This is a genomic window from Streptomyces sp. CB02959, from assembly GCF_002803155.1.
Lineage (GTDB): Bacteria > Actinomycetota > Actinomycetes > Streptomycetales > Streptomycetaceae > Streptomyces.
The window spans coordinates 179,696-203,392 of sequence record NZ_NNBP01000012.1; the positions used below are offsets into that span (position 1 = coordinate 179,696).

A 23,697-nucleotide genomic window follows, 5' to 3' on the forward strand; every position below is an offset into this window, starting at 1 on the left:
AACGTGCAACACCGCGAGGCCCTTCGGACCGCCCTCGGCCTGCTGGAGCAGGCCGGCCCGTCGGGCGTCGTCCTCCAGGTGTCCGGACAGGCCGGGGCCGGCAAGTCGCGGTTGCTGGCCGACCTCCGGCAGCACTTCCCGGCGGCCGTCGCGGTCGATTGCCGCGGCCTGACCGCCGACCGGGTCGCGGCCGCCGTACTCGCCGGACTCGGGCTCCGCACGGACCCCTCGCGCGACCGCGAGCCGCTGCGCGACGCCCTCGCGCAGCACTCCGGCGACTCCCTGGTGGTCCTGGAGAACGCGCAGTGGGCCGGGCCGCTGTTCGGTTCCCGCGAACCCACGCGGGTGGGCGGGGACCTCGCCGCCGAGATCGCCCTGCGGAGCGGCGGGCGGATGTCGGTCGTGGTGGAGGTGGACGGCGCGCACGAACGGGTGGCCGTGACCCGCCCCAAGGACGTACGTCTGGAGGGGCACCCGGCGCACGCGGCACCGGTGGCCCGGTTGCTCGCCGGGCATCCGGCGCTGCAGGCCCTGGCGGCGGCGGAGACCCCCGCGGTGCCCCTTGCGGTCTGGGAGTTCCTCGCCCGGGCGCTCGGTGTCCCGGCGACCGCCGCGGAGCTGTCCGACCTCGCCGAGCGCCTTCCGGAGGTCCTGCTCCGGCACCCCGCGGAGGCGTCCGGCGAGGGTGCGGTGGGCTTCCGCACCGACGGCCTCAAGCACCTCGCCCGCACCGCCCGCCCGTGCACGGCGGCCCAACAGGGCGCCCTCGCCGGGGAGTTGCGCACCGGGATCAGCACCCGTCCGCCCTCCGACCCGGTCCACGCCTACGCCGCCCAGGCCCTCGCCCTGCACGCCGCCCTCTCCGGCACCGAACTCCCCGCGCTGCTCGCCGACGCACCGGCCCTCGCCCACTGCACGCGCTACTCCGTGCTCCAGGCGCTCGCCCACCACTTCCCGGAGGGCGTCCCCCAAGGGGGCGTCGCCGCCGACATCCACTACCTCGAAACCGAGGGGATCGCCCCGGAGGACCAGGGCGAATGGCTCTCCTGGCTCCACTGGGCGGCCACCAACCGCGGCGAGACGGCATGGGCGGCGGCCCTCGCCGACGCCGGCGTCCCGCTGCCCTGGCGCACCGCCTGGTCGCACTACCGCCCCTACGGCGTCTTCGGCCCCGTCCCCGGCGAAACCGGCAAGGTGGACCACCTGTTCCCCGGAGCCCTCGACGGCATCGGCGCCGTAGCCGGCCAACGCCTGCTCCCGGTCTACCAGGACGGCGCCTACGTCCTGCCCGAAGGCGACGACCAGGCCGTCGAGCGCGTGTGGAGCATCGCGGACGGCACGGAGCTCGCGCCCCCCACCACCGTCGACCTCTTCTACGACCTGGAGGGCGACCTCGAAAGCGTCGAGGGACGCACCCGGTTCGAGGGCGGCCGGGAAGCGGCCCTCGACCTCGACGACCGCACCCCCCTCCGCGTCCCCCGCAGCGCCACCGCCAGCTGCACCGCGGACGGCGACCGCTGGCTCCTGGCGGGCCGCGGCGGGCTGTTCGCCGTCGACGTCCACCACCCGGCGCCCCGCGGCGACGAGGACCTCCCCCTGCCCCGCTGGGCGCCCCCGCTGATCGCCCCGCACACCACGGCGGCCACCTGGGAGTTCCCGGCGGAACTCGGCACGCCGCCGGGCCCCTCCCGCGCGGCCCTCACCCGGGCCTTCGGTGCGGACTCCTGCCGCACCCTGCCCGCCGACGCCCTGCCGCCCGGCCTGGACGAGGCCACCCGCCGCTGCCTGACCGGGACCGGCGTCCCCGTCATCAACGGCCACCTCTACCTGGCGACCGTCCCGCCCCTCGACGAGATCGGCCTGCCCACCGCCGACTGGCAGGCCGAGCCCGCCGTTCCCTCCCCCGGCCCCGGCCCCTTCCACCCCCTGGGCACCTGGATCGGCTCCGGCGCGTATCTCGACGCCGCCACCGGCCGGATCGTCCAGGACGGCCGGTCCGGCGCGTCCTTCGAACTCGCCGTCGCCGGCAGCCTCCCCCAGTACCTCGCGCTCCTCTGGCTCTACCGGACCTTCGAGACCAGCGCCTTCGCCACCACCGCCGAGCACCGTGACGCCAGGTCCGCCCTCCGGGAGTGGGCGGCCCGCGTCGACCCCCTCGTCGAGGACAGCCACGCGTGGCAGGCGGTGCTCTCCGGCTCCATGGAGTCCGACCTGATCGTCAGCGGCTGGACCCTCCCCGGCCTCAGGCCGGCCTGACCGCCCCGCCCGCGGCCCGCGCCGCACGCACGAGAACCGCCGGCGGGCCCAGGGCTCGCCGGCGGTTCCGGTGGATCCGCGGTCGATCAGCCGCGTGCGTCCGCGATCTGCCGCGACATGATCGTGGTCAGCTCGTACGCGGTGTGCGAGGCGGCCACGGCCGTGATCTCCGCGTGGTCGTAGGCCGGCGCGACCTCGACGACATCGGCGGACACCAGGTTGCAGGACGCCAGCCCGCGCAGGATCTCCAGGAGCTCGCGGGAGGTCATGCCGCCCGCCTCCGGCGTGCCGGTGCCCGGGGCGTGGGCCGGGTCGAGGCAGTCGATGTCGATGGAGATGTAGAGCGGCCGGTCACCGATGCGCTGGCGCAGCTGGTCGGCGATCTCGTCGGCGCCGCGGCGGTAGACGTCCGCCGAGGTGACGATGCCGAAGCCCAACTTCTCGTCGTCGGTGAGGTCCTTCTTGCCGTAGAGCGGACCGCGGGTGCCGACGTGGGAGAGCGCGGAGGTGTCGAGGATGCCCTCCTCGACGGCCCGCCGGAACGGGGTCCCGTGGGTGTACTCGGCACCGAAGTAGGTGTCCCAGGTGTCCAGGTGCGCGTCGAAGTGCAGCAGCGCCACCGGGCCGTGCTTCTTGGCGACCGAGCGCAGCAGCGGCAGCGCGATGGTGTGGTCGCCGCCGAGCGTCATCATGCGGGCGCCGGAGCCGAGGATGTCGTCCGCGGCGGCCTCGATGGTCTCCACGGCCTCGTTGATGTTGAACGGGTTGGCCGCGATGTCCCCGGCGTCCGCGACCTGCGCCAGCGCGAACGGCGAGGCGTCCTGCGCCGGGTTGTACGGCCGCAGCAGCCGCGATGCCTCACGGATCGCGTTGCCGCCGAAGCGGGCGCCCGGGCGGTAGGAGACGCCGGTGTCGAAGGGGACACCGACGACGGCGACATCGGTCCGGCCGCCGACCTCGTCGAGGCGGGGCAGCCGCGCGAAGGTCGCGGGCCCGGCGTAGCGCGGAATACGGGAGGAGTCGACGGGGCCCACGGGCTCGTGCGATGCGGTGGTCATGGGGGCAGATTAGGACCGCCCCGGCACCCGGGACATGGACATTTCCGATCTCCGGGCCACCGGCGTTCGACATTTCGTCCAGCGCCCGCCGCCGTCCGCCGCGCCGCTCCGGTCGTGTCCGGCCCGTGTCCGCCCGGTGTCCGCGCTGTGGAACGCCCGGCCCGCGGAGATCCGTAAGGGCACAATGTCGCTATGCCGATAGCCGCTACCGCCCCCTCGCGTGCCGAACTCATCGACCACCTCGTACGGACCCGGATCGCCGGGCAGGTCGCCACCCCCCGCGAGAACAACCTCCTGCACTACCGCCGGCTCGCGAACGGCGACCGCCACTACTGGTTCGGCCTGGAGCTGGGCGACCGCTGGACGGACGAGCAGGACGTGCTGGCCGTGATGGCGGAGCGCTGCGGCGTCAGCGACGACCCGCACCACCGGCAGGGCCAGGACACCATCGACCCCGAGCTGACCGTGGACGCCCTGGACCGCGCGGCCGCGGTGCTGCGCAAGGCGGCCGCCGACGGCCAGCGCGTCCTGTTCGCCACCGGCCACCCGGGCGGCCTGCTCGACGTGCACCGCGCCACCGCCCAGGCCCTGCGCGACCGGGGCTGCGAGATCGTGGTCATCCCCGACGGGCTGCACGCCGACGACGGCATGGTCTTCCAGTTCGGCGACGTGGCGATGCTGGAGCGCGGCGCGACGCTGTGGCACACCCACTCGCCGGAGCCGATGGCCGCCGTCCTGGACGGCCTGGAGCGCGCCGGCCGCCCCCAGCCGGACCTGGTCATGGCCGACCACGGCTGGGCCGGCTGCGCGGGCCGGCGCGGCATCCCCACCATCGGCTTCGCGGACTGCAACGACCCCGCGCTCTTCCTCGCCGAGTCCGAGGGCACCGTCCAGGTCACCGTCCCCCTGGACGACCACGTCCTGAGCCCCCGCCACTACGACCCGCTCACCACCTACCTGCTGGCGGCGGCTGACCTGCGCTGACCTGCGCTGACCACCAGCGCGCGGACGCAGCGGGCCTCCGGGGGACCGGGGCCGGCGGCCGTCACCGCCGACGGTCGCGCCGGCCTCAGTCCTCCCGCGGCACCCGCACGACGCCCTCCTGCACCACGGAGACCGCCAACCGCCCGTCGGCCGTGAAGATCCGGCCCGTCCCCAGCCCCCGGCCGCCTCCCGCGGTCGGCGACTCCTGGTCGTAGAGCAGCCACTCGTCGGCCCGCAGCGGCCGGTGGAACCACATCGCGTGGTCGAGGCTCGCCCCCACGACGTCGCCCACCGCCCAGCCGCCGCGCCCGTGGGCCAGCAGCACCGAGTCCAGCAGGGTCATGTCCGAGACGTACGTCACCAGGCAGATGTGCAGCAGCGGCAGGTCCTTTGGACCGTCCAACTTGCCGTCGGTGCGGAACCACACCTGCGACCGGGGCGCCCGGGCGGTGCCCGCGCTGCCGAACGGCGGCTCCTCCACGTAGCGCAGGTCGACGGCGTCCCGGGCCTCCAGCAGCCGCTGGACCATGTCCGGTTCGCGGAACCGGTCGGCGTACCGCGGCAGCATTTCGGCCTGCGTCGGCAGGGTCAGCGGATCCGGCGCCGCCGGCATCGGCTCCTGGTGTTCCAGGGCCGCCTCCTCGTACGCGTGGAAGGACGCGGTGAGGTGGAAGATCGGCTTGCCGTGCTGGACGGCGACCACCCGCCGGGTGGTGAAGGACCGTCCGTCGCGGATCCGGTCGACGGTGTAGACGATGGGCGCGCCGGGGTCGCCGGGGCGCAGGAAGTAGGCGTGCAGCGAGTGCGGCGGCCGGTCGGCGGGGACCGTGCGCCCGGCCGCGACCAGGGCCTGCGCGGCGACCTGGCCGCCGAACACCCGGGGGACGACCGAGGCCCGGCTCCGGCCGCGGAAGATGTCCTGCTCGATCGGCTCCAGGTCGAGCAGATCGAGCAGCGCGTGCAGGGCGTCCGACTGCGGTGCATCGTTCACGTGCGTGGACCCTCGCGCCCTCAGAGACCCATGGACTTGGCGATGATGGACTTCATGACCTCGCTGGTGCCGCCGTAGATGCGGTTGACGCGGTTGTCGGCGTAGAGGCGGGCGATCGGGTACTCGTTCATGAAGCCGTAGCCGCCGTGCAGTTGGAGGCAGCGGTCGATGACGCGGTGGGCGACCTCGGTGCAGAAGAGCTTCGTGGAGGCGGCCTCGGCCGGGGTCAGCTCGCCGGCGTCCAGGGCCTCCAGCGCGCGGTCGGCGACGGCCTCGGCGGCGTCCACCTCGGCCTGGCAGGCGGCCAGTTCGAACTTGGTGTTCTGGAAGGAGGCGACGGTCTTGCCGAAGACGGTGCGCTCCTGCACGTACTGCTGGGCGAACCGGACGGCGGCCTTGGCCTGCGCGTAGGCGCCGAAGGCGATGCCCCAGCGCTCGGAGGGCAGGTTCCGGCCGAGGTAGGAGAAGCCCTTGTTCTCCTCGCCGAGCAGGTCCTCGACGGGCACCTTGACGTCGACGAACGCCAGCTCGGCGGTGTCGGAGACCTTCAGGCCGAGCTTGTCGAGCTTGCGGCCGATGGAGTAGCCCTCGGACGTGGTGTCGACGGCGAAGAGGGAGATGCCGAAGCGGCGGTCGTCCTCGCGCGGCGCGGAGGTGCGGGCGCAGACGATGACGCGGTCGGCGTGCACGCCGCCGGTGATGAAGGTCTTGGAGCCGTTGAGGACGTAGTGGGTGCCGTCGGCGGAGAGCTTGGCGGTGGTCTTCATGCCGGCGACGTCGGAGCCGGTGCCCGGCTCGGTCATCGCCAGCGCCCACATCTCCTCGCCGGAGACGAACTTGGGCAGGTAGCGCTGCTTCTGCGCCTCGGTGGCGAGCATCTCGATGTACGGCAGGCCGAGCAGCACGTGGACCCCGGAGCCGCCGAAGGAGACGCCGGCGCGGGCGGTCTCCTCGTACATCACGGCCTCGAACTTGTGCGAGTCGATGCCGGCGCCGCCGTACTCCTCGGGGACGCGGATACCGAAGACGCCCAGCTCGGCGAGCCTGTAGTAGAAGTCGCGGGGCGCCTGGCCGGCGGCGCACCACTCGTCGTACACGGGCACGACCTCGGCCTCGATAAAGGCGCGTATGGTCTCGCGGAACGCCTCGTGATCCTCGTTGAACACCGTCCGACGCATGCCCTTGGCCTCCTTCACCACCACACTAAGCGTTTGCTCAGCGAAAGCTACCCGCCGGTCACCAAAGCTGTCCAGAGCGGGGAAGGAGCGGCCCCTCAGTCCGCCCGGCGCGACATCGCCACACCCCGCGCGCCGTCCGCGACCGCCTCCGGCACCCCGGCGTCCACCGCCCCGAACGCCCCCAGCGCCAGCCGGTGCAGCAGCAGCGCCATCTCCGTACGCCCCGGGAGCGAGCCCGGCCGACCCAGGTGCGGGGTGGAGTTCAGCAGCCCGAAGACCGCGTGCACGGCCGCCCGCACCTCGGACTCCGACGACTCGGCGTGGACCTGCCGGACGACCTCCACCCACAGCTCGACGTACTGCCGCTGGAGCTGCCGGACCCGCTTGCGGTCGGCCTCCCGGAGGCGGTCCAGTTCACGGTCGTGCAGGGTGATCAGGGGCCGGTCGTCGAGCGCGAAGTCGATATGCCCGTCGATCAGCGCGTCGAGCACCGCCGCCGGGGTCTCGCCGCCCTCCTCGACCCGCATCCGGCCGCCGGCCAGCAGCCGCTCGCTGATCCCGACGAGGAGCTCGGCGAGCATCGCGTCCTTGCCGGCGAAGTGCCGGTAGAGCCCGGGCCCGGAGATGCCCACGGCCGCCCCTATCTCGTCCACGCCGACGCCGTGGAAACCGCGCTCCGCGAAGAGCCGGGCGGCCTCCTTGAGGATCTGCTCGCGGCGGCTGGTCGGGGCGGGGGCCTGCGCATTACTCATGCCGTCGATTGTAGACAGGCGGGTTAGTGGTCGTTAACCTGTGGGAAACGGGGTTAACGCCCATTAACCCGTCTGGCCCCGGGACACACCCCGCGGCGCCCGGCGGGCAGCCGACCGAGCGAGGGGGCCCATAGCGATGGAGGCCATCGAGCAGGCACCGGTGCTGGCCAGCACCGACGACCCGGCGTCCGACGCCTGGCGGGCCAACGAGGCCGCGCACCGCGAACTGACCGGGCAACTGCGCGCGAAGCTGGCCGCGGCCCGGCTGGGCGGCGGCGAGAAGGCGCGGGCGCGGCACACCGCCCGCGGCAAGCTGCTGCCCCGCGACCGGGTGGACGCACTGCTGGACCCCGGCTCCCCGTTCCTGGAGCTGGCACCGCTGGCCGCGGACGGGATGTACGACGGGGCCGCGCCGGCCGCCGGGGTGATCGCCGGCATCGGCCGGGTCAGCGGCCGGGAGGCCGTGATCGTCGCCAACGACGCCACCGTCAAGGGCGGCACGTACTACCCGATGACGGTCAAGAAGCACCTGCGCGCGCAGGAGGTGGCACTGGAGAACCGCCTCCCGTGCCTGTACCTGGTCGACTCCGGCGGCGCGTTCCTGCCGATGCAGGACGACGTCTTCCCCGACCGCGAGCACTTCGGGCGGATCTTCTACAACCAGGCGCGGATGTCCGCCGCCCGCATCCCGCAGATCGCCGCGGTCCTCGGCTCCTGCACGGCCGGCGGCGCCTACGTCCCGGCGATGAGCGACGAGGCGGTGATCGTGCGGAACCAGGGCACGATCTTCCTCGGCGGCCCCCCGCTGGTGAAGGCCGCCACCGGCGAGGTGGTCAGCGCCGAGGAACTGGGCGGCGGCGAGGTGCACTCCCGCACCTCCGGGGTCACCGACCACCTCGCCGAGGACGACGCGCACGCCCTGCGGATCGTCCGCACCATCGTCGCAACCCTCGGCGACCGCCCGCCGCTCCCCTGGTCCGTCCGGCCCGTCGAGGAGCCCAAGGCCGACCCCGCCGGGCTCTACGGCGCGGTGCCGGTGGACTCCCGCACGCCCTACGACGTCCGCGAGGTGATCGCCCGGATCGTCGACGGGTCCCGCTTCGCCGAGTTCAAGGCCGAGTACGGCACGACCCTGGTCACCGGCTTCGCCCAGGTGCACGGGCACCCGGTGGGCATCGTCGCCAACAACGGCATCCTGTTCTCCGAATCCGCCCAGAAGGGCGCCCACTTCATCGAGCTGTGCGACCAGCGCGGCATCCCGCTGCTCTTCCTCCAGAACATCTCCGGCTTCATGGTCGGCCGCGACTACGAGGCGGGCGGCATCGCCAAGCACGGCGCGAAGATGGTGACCGCGGTCGCCTGCACCCGCGTCCCCAAGCTGACCGTCGTCATCGGCGGCTCCTACGGAGCGGGCAACTACTCGATGTGCGGCCGGGCCTACTCCCCCCGCTTCCTGTGGATGTGGCCCAACGCCAAGATCTCGGTGATGGGCGGCGAGCAGGCCGCGTCGGTCCTCGCCACCGTCAAGCGCGACCAGCTGGAAGCCCGCGGCGAGGAGTGGAGCGCGGCGGACGAGGCCGCCTTCAAGGACCCGATCCGCGCGCAGTACGAGACCCAGGGCAACGCCTACTACGCGACCGCCCGGCTGTGGGACGACGGCGTCATCGACCCGCTGGAGACCCGCCAGGTGCTGGGCCTGGCCCTGACGGCCTGTGCCAACGCCCCCCTTCCCCAACGGGACAGCGCAGCGCCGGGCTTCGGCGTCTTCCGGATGTGAGAGGACCTATGACCACCTTCGACACCGGCCTGTTCGACACCGTCCTGGTCGCCAACCGCGGGGAGATCGCGGTCCGCGTCATCCGGACGCTGCGCGCGCTCGGCATCCGCTCGGTCGCGGTGTACAGCGACGCGGACGCCGACGCCCGGCACGTCCGCGAGGCCGACACCGCGGTCCGGATCGGCCCGGCCCCGGCCGCCGAGAGCTACCTGTCCGTGGAACGCCTGCTGGCCGCCGCGGCCCGCACCGGCGCCCAGGCCGTCCACCCCGGCTACGGCTTCCTCGCCGAGAACGCCGGCTTCGCCCGCGCCTGCACCGACGCCGGCCTGGTGTTCATCGGGCCGCCCGCGGACGCCATCGACCTGATGGGCGACAAGATCCGGGCCAAGGAGACGGTCCGCGCGGCCGGCGTCCCGGTCGTCCCCGGCTCGTCCGGCAGCGGCCTCACGGACGCGCAACTGGCCGCCGCGGCACGGGAGATCGGCATGCCCGTACTCCTCAAGCCGTCGGCCGGGGGCGGCGGCAAGGGCATGCGCCTGGTCCGGGAGGCCGCCCGGCTCGCCGACGAGATCGCCGCCGCCCGCCGCGAGGCCCGCTCGTCCTTCGGGGACGACACCCTGCTGGTGGAGCGCTGGATCGACCGGCCCCGGCACATCGAGATCCAGGTCCTGGCGGACGGCCACGGCAACGTCCTCCACCTCGGCGAGCGCGAGTGCTCCCTCCAGCGCCGCCACCAGAAGATCATCGAGGAGGCCCCCTCGGTCCTGCTCGACGAGGCCACCCGGGCCGCGATGGGCGCGGCGGCCGTCCAGGCAGCCCGCTCGTGCGGCTACCGCGGCGCCGGCACCGTCGAGTTCATCGTCCCCGGCAAGGACCCGTCCGGCTACTGCTTCATGGAGATGAACACCCGCCTCCAGGTGGAGCACCCGGTCACCGAGATGGCGGTGTCCTTCGACCCGACGGGCGCCGGGGGCGGGCTGGACCTCGTCGAATGGCAGCTGCGGATCGCCGCCGGGGAGCACCTCCCCTACGCCCAGGAGCACCTCTCCTTCTCCGGGCACGCCATAGAGGCCCGGATCTGCGCCGAGGACCCGTCCCGCGACTTCCTGCCGACCGGCGGCACCGTGCTCACCCTGCGCGAGGTCGACGGTGACGGCGTGCGCACCGACTCCGGCCTCGCCGAGGGCGTCGAGGTCGGCAGCCGCTACGACCCGATGCTCGCCAAGGTCATCGCGTACGGCCCGGACCGGGCGAGCGCCCTGCGGAAGCTGCGGGCCGCACTGGCCGCCACGGTCACCCTCGGCGTGCCGACCAACGCCGGGTTCCTGCGCCGCCTGCTGGCCCACCCGGACGTGGTCTCCGGCGAGTTGGACACCGGGCTGGTCGAGCGGGTGGCGGCCGACCTGGTGGGCGACGCGGTGCCGGACGAGGTGTACGCGGCGGCCGCCGCGGTCCGGCAGGCGGCCCTGGAGCCGGCGGCGGACGCGGCCGGCTGGCGCGACCCGTTCGCCGCGCCGACCGGCTTCCGGCTCGGCGGCACACCCGCCCCGGTACGCCACTGGCTGCGGATCCCCGGGCAGGACCCGGTGGCGTACGACGTCCGGCCCGGCGCCGCCCCGGAGCGCTTCGAGGTGACCGCCGACGCGGTGCGGCTCACCGTCGACGGCGTCCGGCACACCTTCCACCGCGGCGGCGACTGGCTGGGCCGGGACGGCGACGCCTGGCACGTCGCCGACCACGACCCGGTGGCCGAGGCGCTGCGCGCGGCGGCCCGCGGGCACGGGGTGGACACCCTCGCCGCCCCGATGCCGGGCACCGTCACCGTCGTCAAGGTGGCCGTCGGCGACGAGGTCGCCGCCGGGCAGGGCCTGCTGGTGGTGGAGGCGATGAAGATGGAGCACGTGATCTCCGCGCCGCACGCCGGGACGGTCACCGAACTGGACGTCACCCCCGGCAGCACGGTCGCCATGGACCAGGTGCTGGCCGTCGTCGCGCCCCACGAGGACGCCGCCGGCAGCACCTCAGGGGACGCCGGGACGGCGGCCCCCGGCACGGACGAGGAGGCCACGGCATGACCACGCACGGCACACCCGCGACCGGGCTCCCCATGGAGGTGGCCGCCGAGGGGCTTCCCACCCGCGTGCGGATCCACGAGGTCGGCCCGCGCGACGGCCTCCAGAACGAGCAGGCGGTCGTCCCCACCGAGGTCAAGGCGGAGTTCATCCACCGGCTGGCCGCCGCCGGCCTGCCGGTGGTCGAGGCGACCAGCTTCGTGCACCCCAAGTGGGTGCCCCAACTCGCCGACGCCGAAGCGCTGTTCCCGATGCTGGGCGACCTGGACCCGCGGCAGCTGCCGGTACTGGTGCCCAACGAGCGGGGCCTGACCCGCGCCCTGGCCCTGGGCGCCCGCCGGATCGCGGTGTTCGGCAGCGCCACCGAGTCGTTCGCCAAGGCCAACCTCAACCGCACGGTCGACGAGGCGCTGGCGATGTTCGAGCCGGTCGTCCGGCGGGCCCGGGACGAGAAGATCCACGTCCGCGGCTACCTGTCGATGTGCTTCGGCGACCCCTGGGAGGGCCCGGTGCCGATCGCCCAGGTCGTCCGGGTCTGCCGGGCCCTGCTCGACCTGGGCTGCGACGAACTCAGCCTGGGCGACACCATCGGCGTGGCCACCCCCGGCCACGTCCAGCACCTGCTCGCCGCGCTCAACGAGGCCGGCGTGCCCACCTCCCTGCTGGGCGTCCACTTCCACGACACCTACGGGCAGGCCCTCGCCAACACCTTCGCCGCGCTGCAGCACGGCGTCACCACCGTCGACGCCTCCGCCGGCGGCCTGGGCGGCTGCCCGTACGCCAAGAGCGCCACCGGCAACCTCGCCACCGAAGACCTCGTGTGGATGCTGCACGGCCTCGGCATCGAGACCGGAGTCGACCTGGCGCGGCTGACCGAGGCCAGCGCCTGGCTGGCCGGAGTCCTCGGCCGCCCCAGCCCCTCGCGCACCGTCCGTGCCCTCTCCCACAAGGAGTGACCCATGTCCCTGGACCACCGCCTGCCCGACGAGCTGGAAGAACTCCGGCGCACGGTCGAGGCGTTCGCACACGACGTCGTCGCACCGGAGATCGGCGCGTACTACGAGCAGCACGCCTTCCCGTACGACATCGTCCGCCAGATGGGCCAGATGGGCCTGTTCGGCCTGCCGTTCCCCGAGGAGTACGGCGGGATGGGCGGCGACTACCTGGCGCTCGGCATCGCCCTGGAGGAGCTGGCCCGGGTCGACTCCTCGGTGGCGATCACCCTGGAGGCCGGCGTCTCACTCGGCGCGATGCCGCTCTACCGCTTCGGCACCGAGGAGCAGAAGCGGGAGTGGCTGCCGAAGCTGTGCAGCGGCGAGCTGCTCGGCGCCTTCGGCCTGACCGAACCGGACGGCGGCTCGGACGCCGGCGCCACCCGGACCACCGCGGTCCGCGACGGCGGGGACTGGGTGATCAACGGCAGCAAGTGCTTCATCACCAACTCCGGTACGGACATCACCGGCCTGGTGACGGTCACCGCGGTCACCGGCCGCAAGGCCGACGGCTCCCCGCAGATCTCCGCGATCATCGTGCCGTCCGGCACCCCCGGCTTCACGGTCGCCGCCCCGTACTCCAAGGTCGGCTGGAACGCCTCGGACACCCGCGAGCTGTCCTTCTCGGACGTCCGCGTCCCGGCCGGCAACCTCCTCGGCGAGGAGGGCCGGGGCTACGCGCAGTTCCTGCGGATCCTCGACGAGGGCCGGATCGCCATCGCCGCACTGGCCACCGGCCTCGCCCAGGGCTGCGTGGACGAGTCGGTGCGGTACGCCAAGGAGCGGCACGCCTTCGGCCGCCCGATCGGCAGCAACCAGGCCATCCAGTTCAAGCTGGCCGACATGGAGATGCGCGCCCACACCTCCCGGCTGGCCTGGCGCGACGCCGCCTCCCGGCTGGTGCACGGCGAACCGTTCAAGAAGCAGGCGGCGCTCGCCAAGCTGTACTCCTCCGAGATCGCGGTGGACAACGCCCGCGAAGCCACCCAGATCCACGGCGGCTATGGCTTCATGAACGAGTACCCGGTCGCCCGGATGTGGCGGGACGCCAAGATCCTGGAGATCGGCGAGGGCACCAGCGAGGTCCAACGGATGCTGATCGCCCGGGAGCTGGGCTTCTAGGGGCGCACCCCCTCGACGGGGCGCACCCCTCCGGGACGGGCGAACAGATCCCGTAGGGGTCGGCGGCGCCCCCTGTGGGGCCACAACGGGGCGGCGCCGGGAGGCTATTCCCGGCGCCGCCCCGCCCACGTCACCGCTCCGACGTCACCGCCCCGCGGACGTCACGGCCCCGCCCACGTCACCCCTCCGACGTCACCGCGCCGGCCACGCCACCTCCGGCGCCCGGTGGTAGCCGATGCCCTGGGCGTCCCACCGCGGCCCCTGCGCGGCCAGCCGCGCCCGGTACCCGTCCCAGCCGTGCGTCCGGGCCGGCGACCAGCCCAGTTCGGCGATCCCGGGCAGCCGCGGGAAGGCCATGTACTCGATGTTCGCCGAGGTCGTCAGGGTCTCCGACCACAGGGGCGCCTCGACGCCCAGGACCGCCGCGCCGGGCGCACCCTCCAGGTACGTCCCCGGGTCCCAGTCGTAGGCGCGCCGGACGTCGACATAGCCGGCCCAGTTCAGGCCCAGCGGGGTGTCCTTGTCGTACTTCATGTCGAGGTAGGCGCGGTCGGCGGGCGACAGCACCAGCCCGGTCCCGTGCTTCGCGGCGTCGGCGACCTGCGCGCGCTCCTCCGCGCCCGTCTTGTCGTAGCCCCAGTACTGGGCGATGGCCCCCTTGGCCGGGTGCGCCCCGGTCAGCTGGTGCCAGCCGACCACGGTCTTGCCGTATTTGGCGACCACCGGCTGCACCCTGTCCATGAAGGCGACGTAGTCCGCATGGCTGGTGGAGTGCGCCTCGTCGCCGCCGATGTGGAGGTAGCGGCCGGGGGTGAGCGCGGCGATCTCCCGGATGACGTCGTCGACGAAGTCGTAGGTGGCCTTCTTGGGCACGCACAGCGAGCTGAAGCCGACCTTGGTGCCGGTGTAGAGCGGCGGCGCCTCGCCGTTGCAGTTGAGGTCGGCGTACGAGGCGAGCGCGGCGTTGGTGTGGCCGGGCATGTCGATCTCGGGGATGACGGTCAGATAGCGCCCGGCGGCGTAGCGGACGATCTCGCGGTAGTCGTCCTTGGTGTAGTAGCCGCCGCGGCCGCCGCCGACCTGGGTGCTGCCGCCGTAGGTCGCCAGTCGCGGCCAGGAGGCGATCGCGATCCGCCAGCCCTGGTCGTCGGAGAGGTGCAGATGCAGCTTGTTGATCTTGTACTGGGCGAGCTGGTCGATGTACCGCTTGACCTGCTCGACGGTGAAGAAGTGCCGGGAGACGTCCAGCATCGCGCCCCGGTAGGCGTAGCGCGGGGTGTCGGAGATGGTCCCGCCGGCGATCCGCCACGGGCCGGGCTGCCGGCTCTTCTTCTCGACGGCGGCCGGCAGCAGCTGGCGGAGGGTCTGGACGCCGTGGAAGAGGCCGGCCGGGCGGGCGGCGCTGATGGTGACCGCGCGGCCGCCGGAGGTCAGCTTGTAGCCCTCCGCGCCGAGGCCGCGGGTGTCCCGGCCGCCGAGCCGGAAGACGATGCCGTCCGAGCCGCCGCGGGTGGTGACCGGCAGCGCGAAGCCGGTGGCCGGCCGCAGCAGCCCGGCCAGGTAGCCGGCGATCTGCCGGGCCTCGCCGGAGTCGCCGGGCACCCGGATCCGGGTGCGCTCGCCGATCGTGTACGCGTCGCCGGCCGGGCGGACCGAGGCGGGCGCCGGGATCACCCGGTCCAGCGGGGTGGCGGCGGGGGCCGCGGCGCCCTGCGGCGGCACGGCGGCGGTCACCGTGCCGGCCGCGGCGACCAGCAGCAGCGAGAACAGGAGTCGGCGTCGTCTCATGGACGGTCCCTTCGGCGAGCTTCGTCAGCGGCACGTTCTGCGGGGCGTTCTGCGGGCGACGCACCCGGGGGCGCACGTTCTGCATGGCATGGAGCGACCGGACGGTGACCATGCGTACCGCGCGCCCGGTTGCCGGTCAAGGTGTAGACCAGTTTCCGGGCGCGTTCGGTGTCCACTGCCCGATATCGGGCAGATTTCTTGCGATTCTCCGCGCGGCCCCGCAATATCGACGGGTGCTCGAACGCCGTCCGTCCCACGAGGACCTCATCGACCACCTGGTCCGCAGCACGCCGCTCCAGCGCGGCGAAGCGGCCCGGGTGGTGCTGGACGTGCTGGCGTACTTCGACGAGAGCACGGAGGGGTTCGTCCGCCGCAGACACCGCGAGCTGCAGTCCCAGGGGCTGCGGAACGAGGCGATCTTCGAGCGGATCGCACACGAGCTGCCGCACCGCGCCGTGTCCCCACCGTCGCTCTCGCTGCGCCAGCTGCGGCGCCTGGTCTACGGCTGACGGCCTTCGGAGCCGAGAACAGCCCGGACCGGCCGGCGACGGCCGAGCACCCATGAACGCCAACGAGAAGGGTCACCGTATGTGCGGGATCGTCGGATACATCGGCAAGCGCGACGTCGCGCCGCTGCTCCTTGAGGGCCTGCAGCGCCTGGAGTACCGCGGCTACGACTCGGCCGGCATCGCCATCCACGCCAAGGGCACCGGCAAGGCCCCCGGCGGTCTGAAGACCGCCAAGGCCAAGGGCCGGGTCCGGGAACTGGAGTCCCGCCTGCCGAAGCGCTTCGCCGGCTCCACCGGCATCGCGCACACCCGCTGGGCCACCCACGGCGCCCCCACCGACGAGAACGCCCACCCGCACCTCGACACCGAGGGCAAGGTCGCGGTCGTCCACAACGGCATCATCGACAACGCCGCCGAGCTGCGCGCCCGGCTGACCGCCGACGGCATCGCGTTCGCCTCCGAGACCGACACCGAGGTGCTGGCCCACCTCATCGGCCGCTCCACCGCCCCGACGCTGGAGGAGAAGGTCCGCGAGGCGCTCCGCCACGTCGAGGGCACCTACGGCATCGCCGTCCTGCACGCCGACTTCGCCGACCGCATCGTGGTCGCCCGCAACGGCTCCCCGGTCGTCCTGGGCATCGGCGAGCACGAGATGTTCGTCTCCTCCGACGTCGCCGCGCTGGTCTCGCACACCCGCCAGGTCGTCACCCTCGACGACGGCGAGATGGCCACCCTCAAGGCCGACGACTACCGCACGTACACCACCGAGGGCTCCCGTACGACGGCGACACCGGAGACCGTCGAGTACGCGGCCGAGTCGTACGACCTGGGCGGCCACGACACGTACATGCACAAGGAGATCTCCGAGCAGGCGGAGGCGGTGGACCGGGCGCTGCGCGGCCGGATCGACGACCGCTTCTCCACCGTCCACCTCGGCGGCCTCAACCTCGACGCCCGCGAGGCCCGCGCGGTGCGCCGGGTGAAGATCCTCGGCTGCGGCACCTCGTACCACGCCGGCCAGATCGGCGCCCAGATGATCGAGGAGCTGGCCCGCATCCCCTCGGACGCCGAGCCGGCCTCCGAGTTCCGCTACCGCAACCCGGTCGTGGACCCCGACACCCTCTACGTCGCCGTCTCCCAGTCCGGTGAGACCTACGACGTGCTGGCCGCCGTCCAGGAGCTCAAGCGCAAGGGCGCCCGGGTGCTCGGCCTGGTCAACGTGGTCGGCTCGGCCATCGCCCGGGAGACCGACGGCGGCATCTACGTGCACGCCGGCCCCGAGGTCTGCGTGGTCTCCACCAAGTGCTTCACCAACATGGTGGTCTCCTTCGCGCTGCTCGCCCTGCACCTGGGCCGGATCCGGGACCTGTCGGTCGCGGACGGCAAGCGGATCATCGAGGGCCTGCGCAAGCTGCCCGGCCAGATTGACGAGATCCTCAAGGGCGAGGACGAGATCAAGGAGCTCTCGGCCCAGTACGCCGACGCGAAGTCGATGATGTTCATCGGCCGGGTGCGCGGCTACCCGGTGGCCCGCGAGGCGTCGCTGAAGCTCAAGGAGGTCTCGTACATCCACGCCGAGGCGTACCCGGCCTCGGAGCTCAAGCACGGCCCGCTGGCCCTGATCGAGCCGGCGATGCCGACGGTCGCGATCGTGCCGGACGACGACCTGCTGGAGAAGAACCGTGCCGCGCTGGAGGAGATCAAGGCCCGCAGCGGCCGGATCCTCGCCGTCGCCCACGACAAGCAGGAGAAGGCCGACCACACCATCGTGGTGCCGAAGAACGAGCCCGAGCTGGACCCGATCCTGATGGGCATCCCGCTCCAACTCCTCGCCTACCACACGGCGTTGGCCCTGGGCCGGGACATCGACAAGCCCCGCAACCTCGCCAAGTCCGTCACGGTCGAGTAGGTCCGTGAAAAAAGGCGCTGGCTCCGCGTGCGTGCCACCATACGCACGCGGAGCCGGCGCCTCCCCTTTGCCGGCGTCGCCCATTACGCCGGCGGGATGCCGCCGCCCCGGAATCCGTCACGTCCCGGCCGGCAGCACGTCGTCGTGACCGTTTTCTACCCGTCACAAGCGCACAACCAACCTCCGGACGGCCACCGGACTGCCGTTGCCCACAATCCCCATGACGCCCCCTCAACTGTGGACATGCCGAGGAGAGTCGATCAACGGGGGGTGTGCGCAAGGGAGTTCAGCCTCGTCCCGGCCGGGACAGAATCTCCGCCGGCGTCAGGGAATGACCATGACCGGGCGCTGTGCGCGGCGGGCCAGCCGGCCGGCCACCGAGCCGAAGATCCGGCCGACGAGTCCGTGCGTCGAGCCGACCACGATCGCGTCGGCCTCGTACTCCCGGCCGACCTCCTCCAGCTCGTGGCAGATGTCGCCGCCGCGCTCGACGAGGATCCAGGGGACCTCGGTGAGGTGGTCGGCGCACGCGAGCTCCAGTCCGAGCACCTCGGTGCGGTGATCGGGGACGTCCACGAAGACCGGAGGTTCGCAGCCCGCCCACACCGTCGTCGGCAGCCGGTTGGCCACGTGGACGATGATCAGGCCGGAGCCGTGGCGCCGCGCCAGACCGATTGCATACGCCAACGCGCGCTCGCTCGACGTGGAGCCGTCGAAGCCGACCACGACGCCGTGCCGGAAGGCGGGATCGCAGGAGTGGTGCTTCTGTTCCACCGCTTCGAGGTCCGCCATCGGATCGGCGACCTGCTTGCGGTCCGCGGGTTCAGGGGTTTCGTGACCGGCCATGGGTGTCTCGGCGAGAACGTCCTCTTGCGGAGGGGCGAACGGGGAGCGGCGATTGACTTGATCCGGCAGTTGACCTGGGCGGCTCGATCAAGGAGCAGGAGCCTTAGTTCAAAGAGGAACAACACGACTGGGAATCATCTTTCCAAGCCGATACCCCAAGAGTACGGCGCTACTCCTTCACTGCCCAGAACGCCCACGGGTCACCGGGCGCCCTCACGGGGCGGTCCGGGGCCGCAAGCGTTCCCCGGAGCATGCCGGAGCGTGGCGCGGATGGCAATGCCCCGCCCTGCCCCCGTACGTACCCCCGGCGGCGCCCCCCGAGCGTCGGCGGCGCCGCCCTCGCCACCCGGCCGCGGTGATCATCACTACGCCGGCACCGCACCGTAGATCACCCGACCCGGTGAGCGGCGCCGTCCCCCCGGGCGCACCCGGCCGTCCCCGGCACCCGTCTCCTTGATCACTGGCGGAGCCTTCCGGGCGGGCACGAACGGGCACCGCCGCCGGTCCCGCGGGCGCGGCCGGGGCCCGTCGCGCCGAACCGGGTGGACAACCACGCGCCCCCGTGCTGGAGGCACCCCCAACCAGAGGTGCAGAACGGGGCATACCGGGACGGGAGCGCAAAGGGGCGGACCCTTGAGCGGGGGGCGTACGCCGGCCGATTGAGGGCTCCGCAAGTCTGCGCACGACCGTTTTCAGCCAACTTCCGGCCCGTACTCACCCCTTGCCCCGGACCCCCCTCAACCCCGGTGTGAGCAGGGAGGAAAGGACCGCCGGGCATGGTTGTGCCCTACTGCGAACGGGCAGAGCCGAGACGCGTACTTCCCATGCAGGCCCGACGAGTGGAACGCTTCGTGATCGAATGCTTCGCGCCAAGTTGCCATATCGACATACCAGCGGGTGGTGAACTTGGCACTCCATCCTCACGGGACACAGTAGATTCGATCTTGGTAGCTACGGCGGGGGAACTGTGCAAGACCGAGAGGGCGAGACGACCGAGGGGGGCTTAAGTGCCATGAGCCAGGACTCCGCTGCCGTACCACCAGATGCCGCCCGCAAGCTCGCCGCCCGACGACGCCGCGAAATAGTCGCGGTGCTCCTCTTCAGCGGCGGCCCCATTTTCGAGAGCTCCATTCCGCTCTCGGTCTTCGGCATCGACCGCCAAGACGCAGGCGTTCCGAGGTACCGGCTACTTGTGTGCGCGGGCGAAGACGCGCCTTTGCGCACGACCGGGGGGCTCGAACTGTCGGCCCCCTACGGGCTGGAGGCGATCTCCCGTGCCGGGACGGTCGTCGTACCGGCCTGGCGTTCCATCACCCAGGCCCCGCCACCCGCGGCGCTCGACGCACTGCGTCGCGCGCACGAGGAAGGGGCCAGGATCGTCGGGCTGTGCACGGGGGCGTTCGTCCTCGCCGCGGCCGGACTGCTCGACGGCCGACCGGCCACCACCCACTGGATGTACGCGCCGACGCTCGCCAAGCGCTACCCGTCCGTCCACGTGGACCCGCGTGAGCTCTTCGTCGACGACGGCGACGTCCTCACCTCCGCCGGCACCGCCGCCGGAATCGACCTGTGCCTCCACATCGTGCGCACCGACCACGGCGCCGACGCGGCCAACGCGCTCGCCCGCCGCCTGGTCGTCCCGCCCCGGCGGACCGCGTCCGACCTCGGGCACCAGCGCTACCTGGACAGGTCGTTACCGGAGGAGATCGGCGCCGACCCGCTCGCCGAGGTCGTCGCCTGGGCGCTGGAGCACCTCCACGAGCAGTTCGACGTGGAGACGCTGGCGGCCCGCGCGTACATGAGCCGGCGCACGTTCGACCGGCGGTTCCGCTCCCTCACGGGCAGCGCTCCGCTCCAGTGGCTGATCACCCAGCGGGTCCTCCAGGCCCAGCGGCTGCTGGAGACCTCCGACTATTCGGTGGACGAGGTCGCCGGGCGCTGCGGGTTCCGCTCGCCGGTCGCGCTGCGCGGCCACTTCCGGCGGCAGCTGGGCGCCTCGCCCGCGGCCTATCGGGCGGCCTACCGCGCCCGCCGGCCGCAGAACGGTGCGCCCGAACCAGCGCTGCGTCCGGAACGGGCCGAGCGTCCGGAGCGTGAACGGGCGGCGCTGGGCAGCGAGCGGTTCTCCGCCGCCGCGCTGGGCGGGCACGGTCTGGCCGCCGAGGCGGCGGACGTGGCCAAGCCGCCGTCGGAGGGTTACGCCGCGCGGCTGCCGGAGACCCCGGTCGGCCGGGGGGCCGGTCGCCCCGTACTGCCCGGTCAGCGGGAGCGCCCCGTAGGGTGAGACGTATGAACGATCGCATGGTGTGGATCGACTGCGAGATGACCGGACTCTCGCTGGCGAGTGACGCGCTTATCGAGGTGGCCGCCCTGGTCACCGACTCGGAGCTGAACGTGCTGGGTGACGGGGTGGATGTGGTGATCCGTCCCCCGGCCGAGGCGCTGACCACCATGCCGGAGGTGGTGCGGCAGATGCACACCACCTCCGGGCTGCTGGCCGAGCTGGACACCGGTACGACGCTGGAGGCGGCCGAGGCACAGGTGCTTGACTACATCAAGCAGCATGTGCCGGAGCCGGGCAAGGCGCCGCTGTGCGGAAACTCCGTCGGCACCGACCGCGGCTTCCTGCTGCGCGACATGCCGACGCTGGAGAGCTACCTGCACTACCGGATCGTCGATGTGTCGTCCGTGAAGGAACTGGCCCGGCGCTGGTTCCCGCGGGCGTACTTCAACAGTCCGGACAAGAACGGCAACCACCGGGCACTGGCGGACATCCGCGAATCCATCGCGGAGCTGCGCTACTACCGGGAGGCCGTGTTCGTGCCGCAGCCGGGGCCGGACACGGAGACCGCGAGGGCCATCGCGGCCAAGCACAAGCTGCCCGCCGAACCGGCGCCGGCGGCACAGTGACGCAGCTCGCTCCCAGGGACGCGAAACCTGGGAGCGAGCACCCCTCCGGAGCCTGTACACTTTTTCTCAGCCGGTGGGGAAAAGGAACCACACAGCACCGGTCTTGGTGGGTATAGCTCAGCTGGTAGAGCACCTGGTTGTGGTCCAGGATGTCGCGGGTTCGAGTCCCGTTACTCACCCAAAAGGATCGGCCCCTGACCTGGGAAAACAGGTCAGGGGCCGATCTCTTTCATTTCCCGGCCAAACGCGGGCCTAACGCACCCCCAGAAACGCCCCTACTCTCGGCCCATGGCGACCATCAGAGAGCGGACCCGCAAGGACGGTTCCTCGATCTTCCAGGTCCGTTGGGTCCAAGGGGGACGCGGCGGGACCAACGAGACGGAGTCGTTCGCCGAGCCGGAGCAGGCAGATCAGTTCCGGAAGCTCGTGGACGCGCACGGCCAGGAGTGGCCCCCGGGCTGGATCAAGGGCCGCGGATTCGTCGAGCCGGACACCGACCCCGACGACATCCCTTTCGTCGACTGGGCGACCCGCTACGTCGACCGGCTGACGGGCATCGACGAGCGCACCCGCGAGGACTACCACCGAGACATCCGGATCCACCTGTCCCTTCTCCAGCACACCACCCGGGCCGGCGTCGTGACTCCGGCGACCATCTGCAACCTCACGGCCGATGACATTCAGGACTGGGTACGGGCCGAGGAGAAGGGGGCGCCGGACGAGGGGGACGCCGAGAAGTGGGCGCGGCGGCCCGCCGACCCGAAGTCGATCGCGAACCGCCACGGCCTCTTGTGGTGCATCGTTCAGGCCGCGGTCGAGGCCGAGCCGCAGCTACGGACTACGAACTGCTGCAAGGGCACCAGCCTGCCTCGGGTGGACGACCACACCGAGGAGGAGATGTGCTTCCTGGAGCACGACGAGTACGCGCGAATAGCTGCGGAGATCAAGGATCCCGCGGCCCGGGACCTCGCCGACTGGCTCGTCAGCACGGGGATGCGGTGGGGCGAGGCTACGGCCCTCCAGGTGCGCGACTTGGCCCTAACCGCCGACCGGCCCACGGTGTCCGTGCAACGGGCCTGGAAGAAGGCGAAGAAGGGTTCTGAGGCGGCGTTCTACCTCGGGCCGCCGAAGACCCGGAAAGCGCGGCGCGTGCTGGCCCTGTCCCCCGCGCAGGTGGAGATGGCGCGGCGCCTGGTGGTCGGCCAGCCGCCGGCGGGGTTCGTGTTCCGGGCGGCCATGGGCGGGGCGTGGCGGCACGCGAATTTCTACAACCGGAAGTGGATGCCGGCGGTGAAGAGCGCCGTTGAGAAGGGACTACCGAAGCGTCCGCGGATTCATGATCTGCGGCACACGCACGTCTCGTGGCTGATCGGCGCGAACATCCCTCTCCCTGCGATCCAGAACCGGTTGGGGCACGAGTCGATCCAGACGACGGTCGACCGGTACGGGCATCTGGTGCGATCTCTGGACGGGGAGATCGTGGCCGCGGTTGAAGCCGCCCTGTCCGGGCCGGCGATTCCAGCACAGGGCAGGCTGCGCAGCGTGGTCTAGCAGGCGGGCGCGTAGGGGAGGGCCCCGGCGCCGGGTTCGCCCCAGTTTTGTATCCACTGGCCATGCCGGACGAAGTGGCAGAGGTGGTCATTTATTGCGTCGAGGAGTTCGGGGGTCATGTGGCCACGCCGCACGAGCCATATGACCTCGCCTCTTCGCTCAACCAAGAGGAGGGTGGTTCCGTCGGGCAGGTCGTCGCTGAATTCGACACGTGCTGCTGTCATTCTGCTCTGAGTCATAGGACCCCCACTCGACGCAAGGCACATACATCCGAACGCACGTTCGGGCGTGCAGGCTACCGTGGACTTACGCCCCTCAGGCGGATCACCATGGTGTCATTTCGGACAGCCTTCAACCACACCTATGCGCGAACATGACTATCCGTAACACCGACGGCCACAGGTGGGCCTGACTCAGGCGCCCCCGCGCTCGAATGTGGCCAGCAGGCGGGCGAGTTGCTCACGCTGCGCGGGCGTCAGATTCTCAGCGTGCTGCACCAGGGCGCGAGCCTCGCCGGACGTCGACCAGACGGTGTCGATGCCGAGGAACTGTGCACCAGCAGCGTCTTGGAGTCGCCCCAGGGGAAGCGAGAGGGCCGACGCAAGGGCCGTCAGCTCTGGCACCTGTGGCGGAATCACCGGCTGGCGCTTCTCCAGGCGGTCGAGCCAGCCACGCTTGATGATTGGCCTTTCGTCGGCATCCCGATTCTGCGGATGCTCCTCTACCGCACGAAGGCTCATGCGCAGCTCTGCGCGTCGCTCCCGCACGAGATCGGACAGCTGCGTTCGCGCTGCCTGCCGATCATCCTCTTCGACCATGGTCGTCATCCTGCCACTCCTGGGGGCGAGCCGGGCGTCCGGTGTCCATGATGCGGATGAGCCGCAGGTTCCGTTTTCCCTGGTCACAGGCACAGGGTGACTCACTCGCTGGACAAAGTGTCCACGCTAAAGGGCGACCCCGCATAGGGCGTACCCCGGAAATGACCAAATAGAAAGCCTGACC

General features: G+C 72.1%; 18 protein-coding genes and 1 tRNA gene. 12 read left to right on the forward strand and 7 right to left on the reverse strand.

Features of this window, described 5'->3' with window-relative positions; translation table 11 throughout:
* Positions 1–3 precede the first annotated feature (3 nt).
* A complete protein-coding gene (locus CG747_RS20760) occupies positions 4–2,256 on the forward strand; it encodes an ATP-binding protein (RefSeq protein WP_100603276.1) in 2,253 nt (750 codons plus the stop codon).
* 86 nt (positions 2,257–2,342) lie between these two features.
* Here the strand turns inward: CG747_RS20760 and speB are convergent, their stop codons facing one another.
* Positions 2,343–3,314, reverse strand: a complete 972-nt coding sequence (gene speB / locus CG747_RS20765) for an agmatinase (protein WP_100603277.1) — start codon at positions 3,312–3,314, stop codon at positions 2,343–2,345.
* 192 nt (positions 3,315–3,506) lie between these two features.
* On the opposite strand from speB, the gene CG747_RS20770 reads away from it, so the two are divergent.
* Positions 3,507–4,298: a phosphatase gene (locus CG747_RS20770; protein ID WP_100603278.1), complete on the forward strand. Its 792-nt coding sequence runs from the start codon at positions 3,507–3,509 to the stop codon at positions 4,296–4,298.
* Positions 4,299–4,383: 85 nt separating this feature from the next.
* On the opposite strand, the gene CG747_RS20775 is transcribed toward CG747_RS20770, so the two are convergent.
* The 3 genes from CG747_RS20775 to CG747_RS20785 all read right to left on the reverse strand — a co-directional run bounded on the left by CG747_RS20775 (position 4,384) and on the right by CG747_RS20785 (position 7,219).
* A complete protein-coding gene (locus tag CG747_RS20775; RefSeq protein ID WP_100603279.1) occupies positions 4,384–5,289 on the reverse strand; it encodes an acyl-CoA thioesterase II in 906 nt (301 codons plus the stop codon).
* A gap of 20 nt (positions 5,290–5,309) precedes the next feature.
* Positions 5,310–6,467 carry an acyl-CoA dehydrogenase family protein gene (locus CG747_RS20780; protein ID WP_100603366.1) on the reverse strand — a complete coding sequence of 386 codons (1,158 nt, stop codon included), beginning with the start codon at positions 6,465–6,467 and terminating at the stop codon, positions 5,310–5,312.
* Between the two features lie 95 nt (positions 6,468–6,562).
* Entirely contained in the window at positions 6,563–7,219 is a 657-nt protein-coding gene (locus tag CG747_RS20785) for a TetR/AcrR family transcriptional regulator (protein ID WP_100603280.1), read from the reverse strand.
* Between the two features lie 145 nt (positions 7,220–7,364).
* Here CG747_RS20785 and CG747_RS20790 point away from each other — a divergent pair, with 145 nt between their 5' ends.
* From CG747_RS20790 to CG747_RS20805, 4 genes are read left to right on the forward strand one after another with little or no spacing between them, the layout of a single operon-like run.
* Entirely contained in the window at positions 7,365–8,996 is a 1,632-nt protein-coding gene (locus tag CG747_RS20790; RefSeq protein WP_100603367.1) for a carboxyl transferase domain-containing protein, read from the forward strand.
* 8 nt (positions 8,997–9,004) lie between these two features.
* Positions 9,005–11,071: a biotin carboxylase N-terminal domain-containing protein gene (locus CG747_RS20795; protein WP_100603281.1), complete on the forward strand. Its 2,067-nt coding sequence runs from the start codon at positions 9,005–9,007 to the stop codon at positions 11,069–11,071.
* Positions 11,068–12,024 carry a hydroxymethylglutaryl-CoA lyase gene (locus CG747_RS20800; protein WP_100603282.1) on the forward strand — a complete coding sequence of 319 codons (957 nt, stop codon included), beginning with the start codon at positions 11,068–11,070 and terminating at the stop codon, positions 12,022–12,024. Before CG747_RS20795 ends, CG747_RS20800 begins: the two co-directional genes overlap by 4 nt.
* Positions 12,025–12,027: 3 nt before the next feature.
* Positions 12,028–13,182: an acyl-CoA dehydrogenase family protein gene (locus tag CG747_RS20805; RefSeq protein WP_100603283.1), complete on the forward strand. Its 1,155-nt coding sequence runs from the start codon at positions 12,028–12,030 to the stop codon at positions 13,180–13,182.
* 192 nt (positions 13,183–13,374) lie between these two features.
* Here CG747_RS20805 and CG747_RS20810 read toward each other — a convergent pair whose 3' ends face one another.
* Positions 13,375–14,970, reverse strand: coding sequence for a beta-N-acetylhexosaminidase (locus tag CG747_RS20810; protein ID WP_100603284.1), 1,596 nt, complete (start codon positions 14,968–14,970; stop codon positions 13,375–13,377).
* 233 nt (positions 14,971–15,203) lie between these two features.
* On the opposite strand from CG747_RS20810, the gene CG747_RS20815 reads away from it, so the two are divergent.
* Both CG747_RS20815 and glmS read left to right on the forward strand, forming a co-directional pair.
* A complete protein-coding gene (locus CG747_RS20815; RefSeq protein WP_100603285.1) occupies positions 15,204–15,479 on the forward strand; it encodes a hypothetical protein in 276 nt (91 codons plus the stop codon).
* 79 nt (positions 15,480–15,558) lie between these two features.
* Positions 15,559–17,388 carry a glutamine--fructose-6-phosphate transaminase (isomerizing) gene (gene glmS, locus CG747_RS20820; protein ID WP_100603286.1) on the forward strand — a complete coding sequence of 610 codons (1,830 nt, stop codon included), beginning with the start codon at positions 15,559–15,561 and terminating at the stop codon, positions 17,386–17,388.
* 324 nt (positions 17,389–17,712) lie between these two features.
* On the opposite strand, the gene CG747_RS20825 is transcribed toward glmS, so the two are convergent.
* Entirely contained in the window at positions 17,713–18,234 is a 522-nt protein-coding gene (locus tag CG747_RS20825; RefSeq protein ID WP_100603287.1) for a universal stress protein, read from the reverse strand.
* A gap of 1,012 nt (positions 18,235–19,246) precedes the next feature.
* Here CG747_RS20825 and CG747_RS20830 point away from each other — a divergent pair.
* The 4 genes from CG747_RS20830 to CG747_RS20845 all read left to right on the forward strand — a co-directional run bounded on the left by CG747_RS20830 (position 19,247) and on the right by CG747_RS20845 (position 22,695).
* A complete protein-coding gene (locus tag CG747_RS20830; RefSeq protein WP_100603288.1) occupies positions 19,247–20,518 on the forward strand; it encodes a GlxA family transcriptional regulator in 1,272 nt (423 codons plus the stop codon).
* Between the two features lie 5 nt (positions 20,519–20,523).
* Positions 20,524–21,144 (forward strand): oligoribonuclease, encoded by a 621-nt coding sequence (gene orn, locus CG747_RS20835; protein WP_100603289.1) that lies wholly within the window; start codon positions 20,524–20,526, stop codon positions 21,142–21,144.
* A gap of 106 nt (positions 21,145–21,250) precedes the next feature.
* Positions 21,251–21,323 (forward strand) — tRNA-His (locus CG747_RS20840).
* Between the two features lie 109 nt (positions 21,324–21,432).
* A complete protein-coding gene (locus CG747_RS20845; protein WP_100603290.1) occupies positions 21,433–22,695 on the forward strand; it encodes a site-specific integrase in 1,263 nt (420 codons plus the stop codon).
* Positions 22,696–23,108: 413 nt separating this feature from the next.
* Here the strand turns inward: CG747_RS20845 and CG747_RS20850 are convergent, their stop codons facing one another.
* The gene (locus CG747_RS20850; RefSeq protein WP_100603291.1) at positions 23,109–23,522 is read right to left on the reverse strand and encodes a transcriptional regulator; all 414 of its coding nucleotides are present in this window, start codon (positions 23,520–23,522) and stop codon (positions 23,109–23,111) included.
* Positions 23,523–23,697: the final 175 nt, after the last annotated feature.